The sequence below is a fragment of the uncultured Flavonifractor sp. genome, assembly GCF_944385615.1.
In the GTDB taxonomy this organism is placed as follows: Bacteria; Bacillota; Clostridia; order Oscillospirales; family Oscillospiraceae; genus Flavonifractor.
Genome location: NZ_CALWXV010000004.1, coordinates 34134 through 53469, shown reverse-complemented (window position 1 = coordinate 53469; position 19336 = coordinate 34134). Strand labels below are relative to the sequence as shown.

Here is a 19336-nt window from a genome sequence, read left to right as displayed (position 1 = left end):
CCCGCCGCCTCCTCTCATCCGCCGCGGAGAATACCCTTCAGATTGTCCAGCTGCGTGGGGACGCTGGCATCGATGATCTCGTCGGGCATCTCAATGATGCAGGTACCCGACTCGTCGTTGGCCATGGGAATCAGTTTGATGTGGTCGGACAATCCGGCCAGAGAGGCGGTGAGCTCGGGAGCAATCTGGGCCAGCTCCCGGGTGTCGCAGCCGCCGATGTAAATGTGGACCCACTCTCTCCGCCGCAGCCGTTCGGTGGCCATCTGCACCATGCGCAGGATGACCTCCCGGCTGCTCTTCAGGCTGATATGGATCACCTTTTCCGCCACCGCGATGCTCAGGTCGCACAGCTCATCCTGGACCTGCAGCATCAGATCCTCCTTGGCCTGGGTGGCCCGTTGCAGGAAGGCTTTGATCTGCTCGGTCTGCTGCTGGAGCTGTTCCTCCAGCTTGGCCTGGTTTTCGATCTGCGCCTTGGCCATTCCATCGGTATAGCCCTGGCGGAAACCCTCCTGCTTGGCCTCTTCCTGAAGCTGCTGGATCTGTTCGGCGGCCTGCTGGCGGTATTCCTCCAGCAAAGCCTCACCCTCTCGCCTGGCCTGCGCTACGATCTCATCGGCCTGGACCTTGGCGTAGGAGAGCATGGCGGCTGCGCTTCCCTCCGGCTCAGCGTCCTCCGCCTCTGCCCCCTCCTGGTTGGAGGGGGCAGAGGGTGACTCCTCTTCCTCAGGCGGAGGCAGATCAACGGAGTCCTCCTCCAACTCAATCTCATCGGCCTGGGGGAAGCTGTATTTATCCACCTGGGGCCGAAGAAAATGTTTAAAGATGTTAGGCAATGATATCGTCCTTTCCGCCCTTGAGGATGATCAGCTCGTTCTTCTCCTCCAGGTCCCGGATCACGCCCACAATGCGCTGCTGGGCCGCCTCCACGTCCCGGATACGCACGTTGATGGTAACCTCCAGATCGTCCCGGATGCTCTGAGCCATACGGGCAGAGACGTTGGTAAAGATCTTGTTGGCCACCTCGCTGTTGGCGCCCTTGAGGGCCAGCACGATATCCTTGGGATCGCAGTCCCGGATAAAGCGCTGCACCGACCGGTCGTCCATGGTAACGATGTCCTCGAAGACGAACATCCGCTTGCGGATCTCGTCGGCCAGATCGGCGTTGTAAGAGGACAGGCGGTCGAAGATGCTCTTCTCGCTGGCACGGTCCAGATTGTTCATCACGCCGGCCACGTAGTCCACGCCGCCCACCTTTACATTGTTGGTGGTCATGATGCTGGAGAATCGCTTCTCCATCTCCGCCTCGATGACCTTCACGGCCGTGGGGGAGGCGCTCTCCATGGTGGCGATATTCTCCACCACCTTGACCTGCCGCTCCGGGTCCAGCTCGTCGATGACCGCCGCCGCCTTCTCCGGGTCCACATAGGACAGCACCAGGGCGATGGTCTGGGGCCGCTCATGCTGTAAGGCTGCGTACAGGGATTTCTCGTCCGCTTTGTTCAGGAAAGAAAACTCCCGGTTTTTCAAAGACTTGGTCACCTTGTCCAGCAGCATACTGGCCGTCTGGCTGCCGAAGGCCCGCTCCAGCACGGCCCGGGCGTACTCCAGTCCGCCCTCGGTCACCGCCTTGTTGGTCATGCACATCTGGTAGTACTCGTTGAGCACTTCCTCGGTGGTGGCCGCGTCCACATAGCCCAGCTTGGCGACCTCCAGAGTGATCTGTTCCACGTCCTCCGGGTCCATGTACTGGTACAGCTGAGACGCCTTCTCGGTTCCCAGCGAGATGATGACGGCTGCCGCCTTCTGTTGGCGGGTCAGCTCTTTTCTTGGCTGGGTGGGCGCGGCTTTCCCCTGGACCGAATCCGCTGCCATTTCACTCATGTCGCTCGTTCACCCTCTCGCAACCAGTTTTTCACCATTTGCGCCGCGATCTCCGGATTGTCCTCGGCAAACTTCCGGACATCCTGCCGCAGCTCCATACTCTTTTCAGTCTCCAGGTCCATGATCTCCGCCTGCTGGGTCTCCTGCTCAGGCTGCTGAGCAGCAGCCGCAGCTGCGGCCTCTTCCTCCAGCTTCCGGCGCTTCTTCACCCGCCGGCGGTGGATGAGGAACATCACCAGCAGCAGCAGCAGGAACAACACGCCGCCGCCAATGGCCGCGTACAGCATCCAGGCGGGAACGCTGTCCGGTGTCAGCTCGTCCACAGGCGGCGTATCGCCCTGATTGAAGGGCGCAATAAGAATGGAGATCTTGTCCTGCTCGTCCTCCGCAGAAATACCGGCAGCCCGTGCCACGTGGGGATACAGGCTGGCCGCATTGGTGTTTCCGGCCACGTTCTCGTTGATGGTGACAGACACCATCACGTCGGTGATGTATCCGGCTACCCGCTCCACCTGCTGCTTCTCGGTGTCCACCAAGTGGTCTTTCTGGCCGGAGGTACTAATGGAGGTCTCGGTACCATTGGGCTGGGCCTGATTCTCCACATAGGTATTCAGATCGGCGTTGGTGTCCGCGTTGGGCTCGGTACCCACCACGCCGCCAACGGCATCCTCCCCATCCCGGATGATCTCATTGCTCCAGATCTCAGAACCAATGATGCTGTCGTCACTTCCCTGGGCCCAATCCTCCAGAGAATAGTCGGTGGAGTCGGTATAGGTCCGATTCACATCTACCACGGTGTTGACGCTGACGCTGACGTTGCCCTCGCCGTACAGCGGGAGCAGCACCTGCATCACCCGGGTACGGATGTTGTTGTTCCACTGCTCCTCCAGCTTCAGCTTCAGCGCAGAGGCATCCTGCAAGTCGGTAAAATCGTCCTGCAATGTATAGGGGTTGCCATAGGTATCTTCAATGGCTACATTCTCCACGTTCAACCCGGCCAGACCCCGGCTGACCAGATTACGGATAGCACTGACCTGATTATCGGTAAGTGTCTTGCCGTCCTCCATGGTCACCGTTACTGTGGCGCTGGCGTCCACCTTGTTGCTGCTGTCCAGCACATAGGTGTGATCCTCGCCGGGAGTCAAAAAGACTACCGCCTCCTTGACGCCGTCAAAGTTGCGGATAACCGCCTGCATCCGGTCCTGCAGCGCATAGAGGACCAACTGATTGCGCTCGGCCTCGGTGGTCAGGCTGCCTACATTGTCAAAATAAGTATCATATCCATAGCCGGAAGAGGGATAGCCCGCCTGCAGCACCTGAGCCTTCAGCAGAGCTTCCTGGTCCTCCGGCACCAGTATGGTGTCTCCCTCTACCTTATATTGAGTCACACCGTTTTCCGACAAATAGGTAAGAATGCCAGACATATCGGTCTGGCTCAAATCAGCAAACAAGGTGGTGTAGGGCCGATTGCTCACCACCACCATGATTACCACCAACGCCACCACCAGCGCCAGCACGCCACAGCCCAAAAGCACCTTCAGCTTTCGGGATATGGACTTCCACCGCTGCCACACACCTGCGGCAACTTTTTTCACTTTATCTCCCATAACAACTCCCCCGGACCAGCTGTTCTAATGATTACAGGCTAATCCGCATCAGCTCGCTGTAGGCGTCCAGCGCCCGGTCACGCATCTGTACCAGCAGCTGAGTGGCTGTCTGGGCCTGGGACGCGGCAATGGTAGCCTCCGCCGGATTGTCCAGCTGGCCGGTCACCAAGGCATAATAGGCCTCATTCTTGGCCGCGTCGGTCTCCTTTACGTTATTCACCATAGACTGAAAGATCTGGGTAAACATAGAGCCCCCGGAGCTGCCGGCGCTTACGCCGGTAACAGCCTGCCCGGAAGCGCCCTGAAGGGCCTGGATAGGAGCCAAGGTTTGCAAACTTGTCATTTTATTTTCCTCTTTTCTCTACCGTCCTAAGGGGCGGATGGGGGCGGCCGCCCTAATTATTTTCCAATCTCCAGGCCTCTGGCTGTCACCTGCTTGAGCACATTGAAGGCAGTAACGTTGGCCGAATAGGCCTGCGAAGCGGCCATAGCGTCGGAGATCTCCTTGATCAGGTCCACGTTGGGCATTTCCACATAGCCCTCTTCGTTGGCGTCAGGGTTGGTGGGATCATACACCAGCTTGAAATCAGACGGGTCCTCCACAATCTCAGTTACCCGTACGCCGCCCTGGGAAACCGTCTCGCTCCGGGCTCTGGCCAGGGCCTGCTCAAAGGGGGTCTGGTGCTCCTGGGCCTCAAACACCACAACCTTCCGCCGGTAGGGGCCGTCCCCTCCTTCGGTACGGGTGGTGTTCTGGTTGGTAATGTTCTCTGAAATCACATCCAGACGCAGCTGCTGCGCCGTCAGGCCGGAGCCTACCACGTTCATAGAAGTCAAAAAGGCCATGACTTACGCCCCTCCTTATCCTGTAATAGCCGTGCGGATCAAGGTCAGATCACTGCTGATGGCGTTCATGACATACTGAAGCTGATAGCCGTTACGGGTCAGCTCCACCATCTGCTCGGTGATGTTGACGCCGTTCTCATCCATCCGGGTGCTCTCCTCGGCCTCCTGGACCGAAATGGATGCTCCCTGAATGGCGTCGCGCATCTCCTTCACGGCGCTGGTGCTGTCGCTATAGGCCGACTGGACGGCCTGCTGCAGCGACTCCTCAAAGGTGACATATTTGGTCTTATAGTTGGGTGTCTCCGCGTTGGCGACATTGTCCAGAATACAGCTCTGCTTGGTCCATAAAAAGTCCATGGATCTTTGCAGCATCAGCGAGGTGTTGCTCGATAAAAAGTCCATTCTTCCCTGCTCCTCCTTCCACCGGGCCTGAAAATAACGGCACCGTCCCGAAAAAAACGCTTCTCTGCAAAATCGCTCCGCATTTTCTCCATGGAATGGTGCTCTTCGACATATTTTAGCTTTTTTATTGTAACGCAGCACTTTGGATTTTGCAAGTAAAAAAGCGAAATATGATTGGTTCAATTTGCCTTTTTACAAACTTTTTTTCTTAAATTTCAAATCCATTCGGCAGGATTTTACAATGCCCTTGGTTCTTTGCTGTGTTGCCCCTTTTCTGGCGATGCAGTTCCGATTTATTTTATATTCCCTGCTTCAGCAAAGTATTTCCCACAAAAAATTCAATTGGAAGGATATTTCCAACCCTACAGAAATTTGTATACCGATTCGGTTGATTTTGTTAATTTGTATAGTTTATAGTCTTTATACCAAATAATTTTTATGTATTTAAACAAATTTTATAATTTTACCGAGAATCCCCCTCCATCAGTTTATACAAATCTATATTATGGTAATTTACGCAGGTAAATGCCAAATATTATTCATATAATATGTGATTTACCAGAATTCTCTTCAAAATCCATAGGAATTTATATAAAAAATGGCCGCCTTTCGGCGGCCATTGGAATCAATCCTCTGGTTTATTGTGGGGCATGGCTTTCAGGCCGGGGTTACAAGGTCAGGGTTCTGGCCAGGACCACCGCCATTTCGGCGCGGGTCATGGTCTGTCCCGGCATCAGTCTGCCCATGTTGTCCCCGGAAAAGATGCCGTTTTCCACCAGCACTGCCATAGAGCTTCTGGCATAGCCCGACACGCTCTGCCAGTCGGAGTAACCATACAGGGCGCTCTCGTTGCCGCTGCCCAGGCTCCAGCCGGAGACCTGCATGGCCCGGCAAATCATGACCGCAGCAGCCTCCCGTGTGATGGGAGCGTCGGGGCGCATGGTGCCGTCGGGATAGCCGGTGACCACCCCCGCGGCGTAGCAGCGCTGGATGGCCTGAGTATAGTAGGCTGAACTGGACACGTCAGAGAAGGTATAGCCGCTGGCGTCAGGCAGATGGAAGGCCCGGTCCAGCATCACCAGGAAGCTGCCGCGGGTGATCTGGGTCTGGGGGAAGTAAATGCCGCTGCCGGTACCGGTGACCACCTCATTTTCATAGAGGAAGTCCACCGCCGCCGCCGCCCAGCCGTAGGAGGTCATGTCGGTAAAGTAGCGGGAGGTGGTGTTGGGTGTGACCTGGATGCGCACCGCACCCTGGAAGGTACCGCCGTTGGAGTCGGTGCCGGTATAGCTGAGGGAAACGGTGCCCGAATAGCCCACCTTGGGCACAAAGGTCACCTCAGACAGGTTGGGGGTGCCGCTGGTAGAATAAACCGTGCTGCTGCGCACCTGACTGCTGGCAGAGCCAATCCCATTGTAACGGTAATACAGGTGTCCGCCGTAAAGGAGGCTGTCCACACCGGTGAACTGCACAGACACCAGGGAACCCTGCCCCCGCTGGGCGCAGGCGGCGGAGAAGTCGGACACCCGGAAGGTCACCGGCTGATAGGAGGTGGAATAGCTGATGGCGCCCGCCTGGCCCTGGTTTACCTTGATGGTGATGGTGCCGGTAAACTGGGTACCCTCAGTGCTCCAGCCGGTGAAGCCCATGGAGAAGGTGCCGGAATAGCTGTTGCTGGGCACAAAGCTGACCCGATCCAGATAGGGCGAGGAGGTGCGGTAGTAATTGCGGGAGGCCGTAACCTTGGTGCCGGTCTTGGTAGATGTATTGTAGTCATAGTACAGGGTGCCTCTTGCCGCGTCAGGCAGGTTGAAGCGCACATAGCTCAGACTGTTGCCGGTGGCAAGGCGGCAGTAGTTGTCAAAGTCGGCATCCTGGAAGGTGATCACATTGCCGCCGGTTACCTCATAGCTGAGGGGATCGGGGGCGCTGACCACATCGATTTCCACCGTGCCGGAGAAGCGGTCACCATCGGTGCTCCAACCGGTAAAGGGGATAGCGACCACGCCGGAGGCCGAGCTGGAGGCCACAAAGGAGACGTCATCCAGTCTGGGGGTAGAGGTACGATAGTAGTTGCGGCTGTCGGACACCTTACTGTCGTAGCTACCGGATGCGGTGTACTTATAGTAGAGGGTGCCCTGAGAGGAGGCCGGGAGGGTAAAGCGGACATAGCTCAGACGGCTGCCGGTCAAATCCCTGCACAGATTGTTAAAGTCATCGGCGTCAAAGGCGGCCTTCCCGCCCTGGAAGGTGGTATAGCGCAAAGCGCTGCTGCTCTGGGAGGAGACAGTGATCCCCACTTCCCCATAAAAGCGGTTGCCGTTGACGTCCCAAGCGGTAAAGGGAATGGAAACGGTACCCGCAAAGTCCTCCTGGGGCACAAAGGCCACGTTGTCCAGGTAGGGGGCGGAAGAGCGGTAATAGTCCCGGCTCTCACTGACCGTGGAGGTGTAATTGCCGGTGGAAGTAAAGTTGTAGTAGAGGGTACCCTGGGCGGAGTCGGGCAGAGTAAAGCGGACCCGGTCCAGGTTGTAGCCGGTCAGGGAGCGGCAGAGGCTGTTGAAGTCGCTGTCGTCAAACGTGACCCAACTGCCTTGTGCGGTTTTGTAGGTGAGGTCACCGGAGGCAGTGGCACCGGAGACTTTGATGGTAACTCTGCCCCGGAAGGTGGTGCCGTTCACGTCCCGGCCGGTATAGGGAATGGACACCTCACCGGAGGCCCCCGCCGCCGGGAGGAAATAGACATCCCCCAGGTTGGGAGAACCGGCATACTTGTACTGAGTGCTGGCCGACACCTCAGTGCCGGGATATTGCTCGGAGAGGTAATTATAGTAGAGGGTTCCCCGGCTCTCGTCAGGCAGGGAGAAGGTGACATAACTCAGGTCGCCGCCGGTCTGGTCCCGGCAGGCCCGGGCAAAGTCGGAGGCGTCAAACTGGACGGCGTTGCCGTTGGCGGCTGTGTAGGCAACGCCCTGGGAGGCGGACACGGTCACCTCGATGGTGCCCTGGAAGAACTCGGTCCCTGAGGCGTAGCCGGTATAGGAGATAACGGCGGTACCCTCAAAGTCGGACTTGGGGACAAAGGAGACCTCGGACAGGCCGTTCTGGCCGTTGCCGGGCATGAGGTAATAGTTCTGTCCGGTGCCCACACCGGCGCCGGTATCGCCCTCGTTGGTGTAGTGGTAATAGAGGGTGCCCTGGTCAGTGGAGACAGACAGGCCGCCCACATAGCTGAGGGACCTGCCCAGGACATTGGAGCACTGGTTTTGCAGCTGGTAGGTCAGGGAGGAGAAAGACAGAGGAGCACTGACACTGGCGGAGGCGTGGATGACCTGGGCATTGTTGCTTTTTACCGTGACTTTACAAGAATCGGAAAAGTTATAGCCCTCGATCTTGGCGGTAACGGTAGTCTCACCTACCGACACACCCATCAGATAACCGCTGTCCACGGTAACGATACTGGTATCCGCGCTGGTCCATACAATGGTGCTTTTTTTCAGGGCTTCGCCGTAAATGGTATATTTCAGCGTATAGCTGCCCCGCTGATTGATGGTCACATTTTCATCATCCAACACAATACCCTGAACCGTGACGGTACAAGCCGCCTCCAGCCCGTTGGCCTTGGAGGTAGCAATGATCTTGGTTTCGCCGGGGGCTACAGCGGTAACCTCACCAGTAGCCTCGTTTACCGTTGCTATGGCTGTATTTTCGCTGCGCCAGGTAACGGTCTGGTCCAAGGTATCGGGGGTAACCGCCGCTGTCAGCGTTGTTTTCTGTTCAGGCGCCAGCTCTATTTGATTCGGGGTAACACTTACCCCATCCGGAACATTGGGGGAAACCAATACATTACAGGTCTGGGGTGGCAACGCGGTACCATCTGCCCTGGTTACAGTTACTGTAATACTGACTTCCTTAATATTGTCATTTGTTTCTGCCGTTTTCAATGCCTGCACGCTGGCGGTCAGGCTGCCGGAGGCCGGGGTCACACTGACTTCTTGGGGATCGGTACTGGTCCACTCAACTTTAACCCCCTGAGGAATGGTGGTAATTTCCTGTCCCGAGGCATCTTTCAGTGTAGCTGTAAGGGTACCGTTCTCCCCCACTTTTAAGGACATGGTGGTTTGGCTCAATGAAACAGAGTTTGGTACTACAGTTTCCTGGACACCATTATCTTGGCTGCCGCCATCTTGTATGATTCCAGCACCATCTCCGCTCTCCGCTCCATCTACCGCAACTGCCGCAGGCGTTAGAGCAGCAAGCATAACAAGCGCCAAAAACAAGGACAGCAACCGTTTTCTTATGGATCTTTTCATTTCAATCCCTCCTCTGAATTTCCACACAAGAAACGGAAACGGGCGGGCAGATTCTGCCCGCCCGTTTCTTTCGATCCATATGAGATTTAATTTCCCGCTCCAGCAGCAGGACGATAATCGCCGCTGATAACAACAAATTCCGCGGTCGTCAGCCAGTCACCAATACCGCCGCTTCCAACCTTAAATTGGAGAGTAAATGCCTGCTTGGTACCGTTCATGGCTGCGTCACTCAGTACACCGATATTGGACAAGGTAAAGGTCGCCCCATCCCCAATGTCCTTAAAATCAATGGTAAACGTACGGGTTGGCGTTTTGAGCCAGCTAGAAACCGTAAATCCAGTAGGTTTACCTGCCGCATCAATTACGGAAATATGTCCTGTGCTGTCAGCCGTATTGGCTACATTTCCGTAGGGAATCTGATACACCGGCCGCAAGGTATCCTTGTCGCCATTCGTGCTGTTGGGCAGATAATCCATGTAATAAATCGGCTCATTGAACTGGAGGGTCAGTTGCCCGGTATACTTATTATTTTGGGGGTCACTTTCAGCCATATTCAATGTTCTTCCGACATACACAAGATAAGGCGGCTCACGGTCGGGGATGTGCACATTTTCCACTGCCTTAAAGGAGTACGCGCTGCCCAAGGCATTCTGTGCCGTAGCCAGACAGTAGAAGTAGGTGGCGTTTTCTTCGCTCTGCATGGCATCTGTAAAGTCAACCGACTGGGAAACTTCCTTCACTGTCTCCAGCTTACCGGTGGCCACAGGGGATCCGCCGCCGGTGCTGCGGCGCTGAATGATCTCCTGTACCCTGTCCTTCAAAGGCTGGCTGGCATAGTAATCAAAGTAGGACATTCCGGTGTCCTTATCCCAACTGGTAAGCATGGCGTCCAAAACTTTCATAGGATTGCCATCCTTATCCTTGGGTCCAACGCCGTTAAAACTGCTGTCCAGGTTCTCGCCTGTCAACTCCTCATTAGTAAATACAGAGGGCAGCTGATTGGGGGCAAACAGGGCGTAATCCAGTTTGGCGTTTTCCGAAGTTTCAAAGGACACATCCGGGTTGGTGGCCTCCAAGGTAATGTAGGGAATATCCACATCCGAGGTCACAAACCGGTAGGCATACACTTCAGAATAGGTCTGGTTGGACATACCCTGGATGACAAAATAGACGATATACTTGGTGTTTGGTTCAAGATCTTCCACAAACTCTTCAATCTCAGAAGGGCCAAGGGACGTGGAACCATATTTGATACGGGGATTGGCTCCATAGGTGGTACTGGCGTTCACAATGTCCAGACGAGCCGGCGTGGAAATCTTCTGATTGTAAACAAACTCCATGCCGTTATTGATATAGAAGCCTGCTTCGTCCAGTCTCTCATAATCCGCTTTTTCGTCCGAGAAATTCTTTGTTCCTTCCTCACCCTTCACAGTTCCCGATGTGGGTATCGTGGGAATGGGCGCCACCACATAGTAAACCGTGCCGGGACGATCCAGCATTAAGAACATATCCACCACAGAAGCGCCCGCCTCAAAGGTGGGGTGCCCGTTGGCAAACTTCGGCGGAGTTTGATCGCTGAACTGCTTGATCAGATTGAAGTCATCCGGCTGGCCGATATTGGTAAGGGCGGAAGGCACCATATTATTATAGTTGTCCACCGTCAGATTGTTGGCCAAGGTTTGCAGATTGTTGGTACTGCCCGCCAGAATATTGATCCCGATGTTGATGCGCTGGCTCCAGGTGTCAGGGTCAGTCAAGCTGCCCACCTGCGTGAAATGAATGGCATACTCATATTCGGCATTTTCCTTCAGCGTATTGAGCTGATTGAAGTCAGGCGCATTGGTCTGGTCCAGGAAATGCCGGGTCAGACTGATACCGATCCGCTCCGAGCCGTCCGGCACCGTAATCGTCTGCGTACCCAAGTATTCCCATCCGCTCTGAGCGCCGCTTTCCGTATTCCGGGCGTAGAGTTCAAATACCACGCTGGTATCCGACCAGATGATCATATCCCAGTCAATACTATCGGCAGTATTCTCCGTGGTCATAGGCGTGAGCGTCCAGCTGACATCCACACGGTTTTCAACATCAGTTTTACCAGAAAGATCCAAGCTGGTAATATTGGGATTGCTCAGATTCACGATAGCAAAAATCGTCTTAAACCGGTCCAGCGTGGTTTTACCCATGACATTTTTGGTCCCGGAGGTATCTGCAATCGTGTTTGCCTCAATCTCAAAGTAATATTCAGCGCCGCTTTTCAGATTCAACGCGCTGAAGGTATCCACCGTTTTCGTGGGGAATGTAACCACGGTTTTACCGTCTTCCAGAGTGATTTCGGCATAGCGGTAATCGATGATCCATTCATCCGTGGATTTATTGGTGGTGGCAGTTGCCTCCGGTACCAATTCCGGTCTGCCGTTTCCGGTATCCACATAAAACTTGATGCTGTTGCGGAGGAAATTCGCCATCGTTTCTCTTGCGGCAGCATCATTGCCGCCAGCCTGTGTCACATTTTGGTATAGCTGAACCAAAGTGGTATTGGTGTCTACCGTCTGTACCTCTTCACTAAATACCAAGCGAATGTCCGTATTCGGGTAAGGCGTCGTCTCATCATCCCCATTATATTTGGTAAACTCCTGGGTTACCGTGGGGGCATTGGGGTCCAGCGTATGGATGGTGATCTTACCCACCGTAGCCGAGAAGTTCCCCGCCTTGTCCTGGGCCACATAGTACAGATCATAGGCCTTTTCCGGGTCCAGACCACTGACGTTGAAGGACACATCCTTACCCTCGGTCATGTTGGTCTTGCCGCTCTTCAGGGCGTTCATGCCGTTCATGACCTGGATCTTGGCGTTCTCACTGGACAGGTCCACCGCGCCGCTCTGACCGGCCAGAGGCTTGGGATACTCCTCACCCTGGGCCACGACCACCCAGTAGAGGGTGCCGTCCTCGTTCAGGTTGGCGTACAGACCCACCGAGTTTTTCTCCACCTTGTTCACCGTGGGGTTGGTGTTAAAGACCGGCGGCGTCTTATCCACCGTGGTGAAGTCCAGTTTCTTCACCGCCGAGCTTTGTCCGTTGTCCACGTCGGTGAGCCACAGATAGAGCTCATAGCTCTCCAGCTCGGCCAAAGGCACATTGTTTACATCAAAGCTGTAAGCAGTGTTCTTTGTCACGTCCATGCTGCCAAAGCCCAGGTTGCCGGTAACAGCGTTGGCCTTGAAGTCGTTGGCCGTGGGCGCGGTGCTGCCCTTGGGCAGGACCGCCCAGTACAGCCGGCAGGTCTTGGTGGGCATCACGGTGACCTGCGCCGAAATGTTGGTGATCTTGGACATGTAGGGATAGCCCTTGGCAAAGTCCGGCTTGCTGTCGTCGGGGGTGGTGAAGGAAATGACCTTCAGGGGGCTGCGCTCCCCGCGGGCGTCCACAAACACCGTGGACAGGTAGTAAGATCCGTCGGAGGTCAGCTTGCTCAGGGCCGCTGTCCCCTCCTGACCGGAGCCGGTCAGAGCCACGGTGCCGCTCAGAACCACCTTGGGCTGGTAGGCCGAGGGGTTGATCAGTTCATCCACGCTTACCGAGCCGTCGGTCACCGCTGTCAGGGCCCAGTACACCGTGCCCTTTTTATTGGCGCTGAACACCGCTGTGGCGGTGGTGGGCGCCAGGTCCTTGATCTTGGGATAGCCCGCGTACAGCCGGGGGTCCGCCGAGGACTCCGCCGCCGCCGCGCTGTCCATCTCCTCGCCGTTGATGTTGGCGGTAATGCCCGGGCGGATGGTGATCTGATCGGGCAGCATGGGTACCGTGCTGCCGTTGGCGTTGACGGTCAGCTTGTCGATGTCGCCGGTGCCGCTGACCTCCACGCCGGTATCCAGGTTCACATTCTCCACCCGGCTGCCCCCGGCGATGTGCAGGGTGGAGTCTACAGCGGACTCATCCACCGTAATGGTGTGGGCCTGTCCGCTGGCCAGGGAGAGGCTGCTGTTGGGAACCGTGTTGAGCACTTCTTTGATGTTGCCCGCCAAGGTGAGAGACATGCCCTCTTCCCCATCCATGGTGATCTTGCTGATGCCGTAGCCGTCGGCGGTGTTGTCCTCCACATAGGCGTCGGTACGGATAAAGGCCTCATCAATGACGCCGTCGCCCTCGGTCTTCACGGACAGGGGCTGATTGCCGATATTGTCCACGATCATCTTGGGCGCGCTGACGTTGCGCAGGACGATACTGTCCTCGCCGCCCTCACTGGCGCCGCCGCCGCAGATGATGATCTCCCCCAGCACAGTCACATTTTCCAGGGTCACATGGCCCAGGTCCACGCCGGCGGTGATGTACAGATTGCCGCCCACCACCGTGTCCCGCAGGGTGGTGCCGGAGGCGGTAATGGTCACATTGCCCCACACGCTGCCCAGGCTGTAGTCGCCGGCCTCCAGCAGCGGCGTACCCAGAGCGTTGGTCAGCAGCAGCGCCGCCTGGCCCCGGGTCAGATTGTCCTGAGGTCCGAACCGGCCGTCAGGGTAGCCGTTCATCACCCCGGCGTCGGCGATAGCGGTGATGTAGCCACGGCTCCAGTTGCCCATGCTCCGGCTGTCGCTGAACTGGGTGTTCTCACCCACCTCCGGCTGCATGGCCAGCACCCGGGCCAGAATGACCGCCGCTTCCTCTCGGGTGATGCTGGCCATGGGGGAAAACAGGGAGGCAGAGGTACCCTCCATGTAGCCGATCTGGTAGGCGATGCTCACGTCGTCGGCATACCAGTCGGTGTTCTCCACGTCCGTAAAGGGGATTTCCCCTGTGCGGGCATAGCCAAAAGCCCGGTTGATCATGGTGGCAAACTCCGCGCGGGTGATATCGTTGTTCTCGTTCAGATTGCCTGCGATATCGCCCCGCATGACCCCCCAGTCCACCACTTGATTCAGGGCGGCCTGCATATCGGTGACGGCTTTTGCCTCCGGTACCATTATCACGGCAGCCAGAAGTACGGCCAGCAGTGCGGCCGCTCCGCCGCCTGCCAGACGTTTGAACCAGTTTCTCCAGCCTGTCATGCCCATCTCGTCCTTTCCAATACAGATTTCGCGTCCGGTGGTTCCTTGTTCCGGTCAGGTGCCCTGCAGCTGCAGGCTGAACACCGCCTCCCGCACCATGTTCTCCTCCTCCCGCAGCAGGGAGGGGAACCGGGCGGAGTACAATGGAGCGCCCTCCACCCCGGCCCGCCAGTGCAGGATCTCCATGTCCAGCAGCAGCGGCTGGTTGGTGACCGGAATGACCACCTGTACCAGCTCCCGCTCCTCCAGGGGCCTGGTACAGTAAAAGCCCAGTCCGCCGCAGCTCAGGTCCCGGCTGACGATGGCAGCCCGTCCCTTCCATTTGCCGGACTTGGGGTAGATAAAGCTGTCAAAGCGGACCGGGATCCGCAGGTTCCGCCGCAGGGACTGCTCCAGCGGACGGATGGGCTCCACCACGATGGTCTTGCCCTCCCGGCGGACGATCCGTACCTCCAGAGCGGGCACGGCGTCGGAATTGCCCACCAGCTCCAGGTTGGTGTGCTTGGCGATCTCCTCCAGATCACCGTCGTCAATGGTCATTCGCCATTCCGCCTGCTGCGGGGCATACTTCGAGGTGCCGTGGGCCACGGCGTCTCCCCGGCTGTCCAAAATCAAGTATTTGTAAGTCATGTCTCTTGTTCCTTCCCATTCTGCTCCAGCAGGGCCTTCCGCTCCCGCCGGAATTTTTCCGGGTCCTTAGGATCAAAATTCAAAAAGTACACATAAATATCCACTACCGCCTGATAGAGCTCCTCCGGGATCTCCCGGCCCAGCTCCATCTGGGTCAGCACGGTGGCCAGGGAGGTATCCTCGTACACCGGCACGCCGTTGTCTCCCGCCACCTCCACAATTTTTTCCGCCAGGTGGCCCATGCCGGAGGCCACGATCACCGGCGCGCCGTCTCCCGGACGGTATTGCAGGGCCGCCGCCCGCTTGGCCGGCTTGGCCGACGATGCTTCAGACTTTGACATTCACGCCCCGCTTCCCTTCAAACAGATTTGGAAACACCTGGGTCAATGTCAGCGGCGTTTCCAGCTTGGAGACCTGGATATTGCTCCCCGACAGCTGATGCCGGGCCAAAATCTCCTTCATATCCTCCGCAATGATCTTGCTCTGGTCGGAGACCGCATCCGGCCCGTAGATGCGCAGGTCCACCTGGTCCTGCCGGGCGGCCAGCGTGATCTCCAGAAAGCCCAGGGACTCCAGATCCAGCTTGAACAGAAACTGCACCTTGTCCCCGGCTCCTCCGTCTCTTTGCTTCTGCTCCTCCTCCGCGTCCGGGTCCACCCACATCTCGGAGTACATCATCTTGCCGTTCCACTCCAGGGGGAATATCATGTGGTTGAGCGGCATATACACACTCTCATGGACGAGCAGAGCCCGGACGATCTCGGCAAAGGACTCCCGCACCTCGGCGCCGTACTCCCCCCGCAGGGCCTTGGCCGCCGTATGGGCCAAGGTCTGGACAAAGGTACTGTCGGCCGAACGGGTAAAGTCGTTCTCCTGCAGCAGCTTTAGAATGGCCGCGTCGTCCAGCTTGTTCAGACCGCTGAGCAGCTCGCTGTAGCCGCCCATCTGCCGGAAGGCCCCCAGCAGCGGACCCTCCGCCCCGTTTTCATAGCGGGCGGTGTTGAGCACCAGCAGATTGAGCAGCGCCCGCAGCGGGCCCCGCTCGTGGACCCGCTCCACATAGCTGCCCAGATAGGGGATGATCTCCTTTTGCAGCAGAGCCACATTTTCTCCCCGGGCCCCGGCCTGAAGGCCGTTTTCCAGCCGGGCGGTCATCTCCTCCAGCTGGCCGTGCCAGCTTCTGGGCATATAGTCCGGCATCTGCTTGAGCAGGCTGACCAGGTTTTTTCCCAGATGTCCGGTGGAGGAAAAATCACTGTACCGCCGGGCAAATTCCAGGATAGCCTGCCGGGCGTTTTCGCTGGGCAGCTGCCGGTAGGCCTGGCGCAGCAGGGAGAACAGCGCCCCGGAGAAGCGGTTGCCTCCCCGTACCTGTTCCATGAACATCTGCTGAAAGCCCTTCTCGTCCAGCTGCAGCATCTGCATCAGCTGGGCCATCTCCTGGGCGATGCCCGCCTGAAGCCCCGGCGTGGTGGCCATGCTCCGCAGCAGCACCATGGTCTTGCCCAGCAGCTGGGCCAGCTCCGGCGTCTGCCGCAGCTGCTCCAGGAAGGTTTGCAAATTGGAATCATAGCGCAGCACATCCGACTGCAGCGCGTCGTTGGCCCCCTGCTGATCACTCCTGGCATCCGGGCGTCCCACCCGCGTGGGGTCTGGAATGTTCTGGATCTGGGGGTCATTGGGCCGAATTGCCGTTTGTGCGGCCCGGTTATTGTTCACATTATCATAGCCGGGGACACGGTTTGCCGCCCCCAAAAGGTCTGCCATAGTACGCTCCACCTCTTGCTGATGAGCTGGGGGCGCAAAAAGTCTGGCCCGCGCCCCTGGATATTTTAACAATTGCTCTTAATTTTCTGGAAATTTGAGTCGATAAGAAAATAGAAGTCCAACGCCAAGGAAGGAGCGTGCCGCTTATGAGCGCCGGCAGCGATAGCATTTTAGATGCCTTTTTATATGAAACCAACACTCTGCTGGAACAATTGGACAGCATCGTACTGGCCGCCGAACAGCAGGATAGTTTCTCTCAGGAGGACATCAACACCATCTTCCGAATCATGCACACAGTCAAGGGCTCCTCGGCCATGATGGAGTATAACTCCCTGATGACCATCGCCCACCGGGCGGAGGACCTGTTTGCCATCATCCGGGATAAAACCATGGATATCGTCCCGGAGGGGCTGCGTCCTGAGCTGTTTGACTTACTGTTTCAAACCATTGACTTTTTCCGTCAGGAGCTGGAGCACATCGAAAACGAGCAGCCCCTTACTGAAAATATCGACACCCTGCTGCAAAAAGTTAATAGACTGATCGAGCAAATTCGCTCCGGCGGTCAGCAGCCGCCGGAGGAGGCCACCGCTCAGGGAGAGGCCGCCTCCTCTGCCGGTTCCGGCCAGTCGGAATTCCCCTATGGCTTGCAGGTCTTTTTTGACGAGGGCTGCGGCATGGAAAACCTGCGGGCCTATATGCTGGCCTCCTCGGTGCGGGAAGTCTGTTCTGAAAACGACTTTATCTATGAGCCCGAGGGCGTGGATTCCGATCCCTCTACCGCCGACCAGATCGTGGAGTCCGGCTTTACCCTCTTCTTCCGCAACCAGGCTGACCGGGACAACGCTATCCACTCCGTGACCGCCACCGGCTCGGTCCGCTCCTATCAAGCAGTGGATCATTCCGCCTCTGCGGCCGCGCCGGCCGCACCTGCAGCCCCGGCGCCCGCTGCGGCTCCCGCTCCCACCCCTGTGCCCCAGCAGCCCGCCGCCCCGGTGGCTCAGGAAGCCCCGGCGCCTGCGCCGGCTCCGGCTCCCGCCCCCACTCCTGTCCCCGAGCGCCCCGCCGCTCCGGCGGCTCAGGAGCCCGCTCAGCCCGCCAAGAGCGCCCCCGCCAAGCAGACCCAGGCGACCCCCGTCTCCCAGAAGAGCGAGGGCGGCCCCCATCACAAGGAGAGCCTCATCAGCGTCAACCTGAACAAGCTGGACCAGCTGGCCGCGGTGGTGGGCGAGATCGTCATCACCGAATCCATGGTCACCGCCTCTCCCGACCTGAAGGGTCTGAAGCTGGACGCCTTCACCAAGTCCGCCCGGCAGCTGCGCAAGCTCACCGACGAGCTGCAGGACGTCTCCATGTCTCTGCGCATGGTCCCCGTGTCCGGTACCTTCCAGAAGATGAACCGTATCGTGCGGGATATGTGCAAGAAGCTGGGCAAGCAGGCCCGGCTCACTCTGGTGGGCGAGGACACCGAGGTGGATAAGACCATCGTGGACAGCATCGGCGACCCCATCATGCACATCGTCCGCAACTCCATGGACCACGGTGTTGAGGAGAACGTGCAGGACCGCATCAACGCCGGCAAGAACCCGGTGGCCGAGATCATCCTCTCGGCCCGCCACACCGGCAGCGAGGTCATCATCGAGATCAAGGACGACGGCCAGGGCGTCAACTATGACGCGGTCCTCAACAAGGCCATCCGCAACGGTCTGGCCCAGCCCGACGTGGAGTACTCCCACAAGGATATCCTCAACTTCCTCATGGCCCCCGGCTTCTCCACCAACGCCGAGGTCACCGAGTTCTCCGGCCGCGGCGTGGGCATGGACGTGGTAAAGAAAAATGTGGAAGAGGTGGGCGGTACCGTCTCCATCGCCAGCGAGCCCGGCGTGGGCATGACCACCACCCTGAAGATCCCCCTGACCATGGCCATCATGGACGGCATGGAGGTGTCGGTGGGCGGCTCTATTTTCACCATCCCCATCCATAATATCCGCCAGTCCTTCAAGATCTCCGACAACGACCTGATCCGGGACGCCACCGGCGGGGAAATGTTCAAGTGCATGGGCAGCTTCTATCCGGTCATCCGTATGCGGGATCTGTACCAGATGGAAGGCGGCGTCACCAACATCGAAGACGGCATCCTCATCTGGCTGGACTCGGGCGAGAATTCCTATTGCCTGTTTGTGGATGAGCTGCTGGGCGAGCAGCAGGTGGTGGTAAAGCCCCTGCCCTCCTATCTGAACCGCTTCAACATCAAGGCCAGCGGGATCGCCGGCTGTACCATTCTGGGCGACGGCAACATCAGCATCATCCTGGATGTGTCCAACCTGTACACCTATGCCCAGTAAGGAAGAGAGGTAATTCACCATGCAAGAGGACGTTTTATTCCAGAGGGAGCAGCCCGACTCCGAGACTGAGGAAGTCGCGGCCGTCCAGACGGAAAAATATCTGCTGTTCGTATCCGACGGGCTGCTGTTCGGCGTGCCGGCGGAGGCCGTGGTGGAGATCATCACCGGCCACACCATCACCAGACTGCCCCTGGTGCCCGGTTATATCCGGGGCATCATCAACCTGCGCGGCCAGATCATCCCCATTGTGGATATCCGGCATCTGCTGGGCCACGGGACCTGTGAAAGCGACTGCATGATGATCCTGCAGTCCAACGGCACCCAGGTGGGCATTTTGGTGGATCAGGTGCAGAAGATGGTGGATCTGGATGTATCCGCCCTGCTGCCTGTCCCGCCCCAAAGCTCCAACGAGTTGGTGTGCGGTATGTGCTCTCTGGAGGACGGAGAGACCATGCTGGCCTTTGACTGTACCCGTCTGATGGACCACGCCTAAGGGAGGGCGCCCA

The 19336-nt window shown here is 57.7% G+C and carries 13 protein-coding genes; 2 read left to right on the top strand and 11 right to left on the bottom strand.

Translation table 11 applies throughout. The annotated features are described in order from the left end of the window. Positions 1 to 14: 14 nt before the first annotated feature. From Q0J75_RS02420 to Q0J75_RS02370, 11 genes are all read right to left on the bottom strand, one after another. Positions 15 to 836 (bottom strand): FliH/SctL family protein, encoded by an 822-nt coding sequence (locus Q0J75_RS02420; protein WP_297196445.1) that lies wholly within the window; start codon positions 834 to 836, stop codon positions 15 to 17. Then, positions 829 to 1884 (bottom strand): flagellar motor switch protein FliG, encoded by a 1056-nt coding sequence (gene fliG / locus Q0J75_RS02415; protein ID WP_297196444.1) that lies wholly within the window; start codon positions 1882 to 1884, stop codon positions 829 to 831. The genes Q0J75_RS02420 and fliG overlap by 8 nt, the downstream gene beginning before the upstream one ends. Further along, entirely contained in the window at positions 1881 to 3491 is a 1611-nt protein-coding gene (gene fliF, locus Q0J75_RS02410) for a flagellar basal-body MS-ring/collar protein FliF (protein WP_297196442.1), read from the bottom strand. The genes fliG and fliF overlap by 4 nt, the downstream gene beginning before the upstream one ends. A gap of 31 nt (positions 3492 to 3522) precedes the next feature. Then, the gene (locus tag Q0J75_RS02405; RefSeq protein WP_297196440.1) at positions 3523 to 3834 is read right to left on the bottom strand and encodes a flagellar hook-basal body complex protein FliE; all 312 of its coding nucleotides are present in this window, start codon (positions 3832 to 3834) and stop codon (positions 3523 to 3525) included. A 56-nt stretch (positions 3835 to 3890) separates the two neighbouring features. Beyond that, positions 3891 to 4337, bottom strand: coding sequence for a flagellar basal body rod protein FlgC (gene flgC / locus Q0J75_RS02400; protein WP_297196438.1), 447 nt, complete (start codon positions 4335 to 4337; stop codon positions 3891 to 3893). A gap of 15 nt (positions 4338 to 4352) precedes the next feature. Further along, on the bottom strand, positions 4353 to 4739 hold the full coding sequence (gene flgB / locus Q0J75_RS02395; protein ID WP_297196436.1) for a flagellar basal body rod protein FlgB: 387 nt from the start codon (positions 4737 to 4739) through the stop codon (positions 4353 to 4355). A 668-nt stretch (positions 4740 to 5407) separates the two neighbouring features. Further along, the gene (locus Q0J75_RS02390) at positions 5408 to 8854 is read right to left on the bottom strand and encodes an S-layer homology domain-containing protein (RefSeq protein ID WP_297196434.1); all 3447 of its coding nucleotides are present in this window, start codon (positions 8852 to 8854) and stop codon (positions 5408 to 5410) included. A 284-nt stretch (positions 8855 to 9138) separates the two neighbouring features. After that, a complete protein-coding gene (locus Q0J75_RS02385; protein WP_297196433.1) occupies positions 9139 to 14091 on the bottom strand; it encodes an S-layer homology domain-containing protein in 4953 nt (1650 codons plus the stop codon). A 54-nt stretch (positions 14092 to 14145) separates the two neighbouring features. After that, complete coding sequence (locus tag Q0J75_RS02380; protein WP_297196431.1) at positions 14146 to 14721, bottom strand: PilZ domain-containing protein; 576 nt, start codon at positions 14719 to 14721, stop codon at positions 14146 to 14148. Next, positions 14718 to 15062 carry an EscU/YscU/HrcU family type III secretion system export apparatus switch protein gene (locus Q0J75_RS02375; protein ID WP_297196429.1) on the bottom strand — a complete coding sequence of 115 codons (345 nt, stop codon included), beginning with the start codon at positions 15060 to 15062 and terminating at the stop codon, positions 14718 to 14720. The genes Q0J75_RS02380 and Q0J75_RS02375 overlap by 4 nt, the downstream gene beginning before the upstream one ends. After that, positions 15049 to 16488: a hypothetical protein gene (locus Q0J75_RS02370; protein ID WP_297196427.1), complete on the bottom strand. Its 1440-nt coding sequence runs from the start codon at positions 16486 to 16488 to the stop codon at positions 15049 to 15051. The genes Q0J75_RS02375 and Q0J75_RS02370 overlap by 14 nt, the downstream gene beginning before the upstream one ends. Before the next feature lie 146 nt (positions 16489 to 16634). Between Q0J75_RS02370 and Q0J75_RS02365 the strand changes: the two genes are divergently transcribed. Then, positions 16635 to 18830, top strand: a complete 2196-nt coding sequence (locus tag Q0J75_RS02365; protein WP_297196425.1) for a chemotaxis protein CheA — start codon at positions 16635 to 16637, stop codon at positions 18828 to 18830. A 19-nt stretch (positions 18831 to 18849) separates the two neighbouring features. Beyond that, positions 18850 to 19323 (top strand): chemotaxis protein CheW, encoded by a 474-nt coding sequence (locus Q0J75_RS02360; RefSeq protein ID WP_297196422.1) that lies wholly within the window; start codon positions 18850 to 18852, stop codon positions 19321 to 19323. Positions 19324 to 19336 lie beyond the last annotated feature (13 nt).

Coding starts and splice junctions, on each gene's coding strand:
- Q0J75_RS02370 (WP_297196427.1), bottom strand. CDS start 16,488: ATGGCAGACCTTTTGGGGGCGGCAAACCGTGTCCCCGGCTATGATAAT.
- fliF (WP_297196442.1), bottom strand. CDS start 3,491: ATGGGAGATAAAGTGAAAAAAGTTGCCGCAGGTGTGTGGCAGCGGTGG.
- flgB (WP_297196436.1), bottom strand. CDS start 4,739: ATGGACTTTTTATCGAGCAACACCTCGCTGATGCTGCAAAGATCCATG.
- Q0J75_RS02405 (WP_297196440.1), bottom strand. CDS start 3,834: ATGACAAGTTTGCAAACCTTGGCTCCTATCCAGGCCCTTCAGGGCGCT.
- flgC (WP_297196438.1), bottom strand. CDS start 4,337: ATGGCCTTTTTGACTTCTATGAACGTGGTAGGCTCCGGCCTGACGGCG.
- Q0J75_RS02360 (WP_297196422.1), top strand. CDS start 18,850: ATGCAAGAGGACGTTTTATTCCAGAGGGAGCAGCCCGACTCCGAGACT.
- Q0J75_RS02390 (WP_297196434.1), bottom strand. CDS start 8,854: ATGTCCTTAAAAGTGGGGGAGAACGGTACCCTTACAGCTACACTGAAA.
- Q0J75_RS02380 (WP_297196431.1), bottom strand. CDS start 14,721: ATGACTTACAAATACTTGATTTTGGACAGCCGGGGAGACGCCGTGGCC.
- fliG (WP_297196444.1), bottom strand. CDS start 1,884: ATGAGTGAAATGGCAGCGGATTCGGTCCAGGGGAAAGCCGCGCCCACC.
- Q0J75_RS02375 (WP_297196429.1), bottom strand. CDS start 15,062: ATGTCAAAGTCTGAAGCATCGTCGGCCAAGCCGGCCAAGCGGGCGGCG.
- Q0J75_RS02385 (WP_297196433.1), bottom strand. CDS start 14,091: ATGACAGGCTGGAGAAACTGGTTCAAACGTCTGGCAGGCGGCGGAGCG.
- Q0J75_RS02365 (WP_297196425.1), top strand. CDS start 16,635: ATGAGCGCCGGCAGCGATAGCATTTTAGATGCCTTTTTATATGAAACC.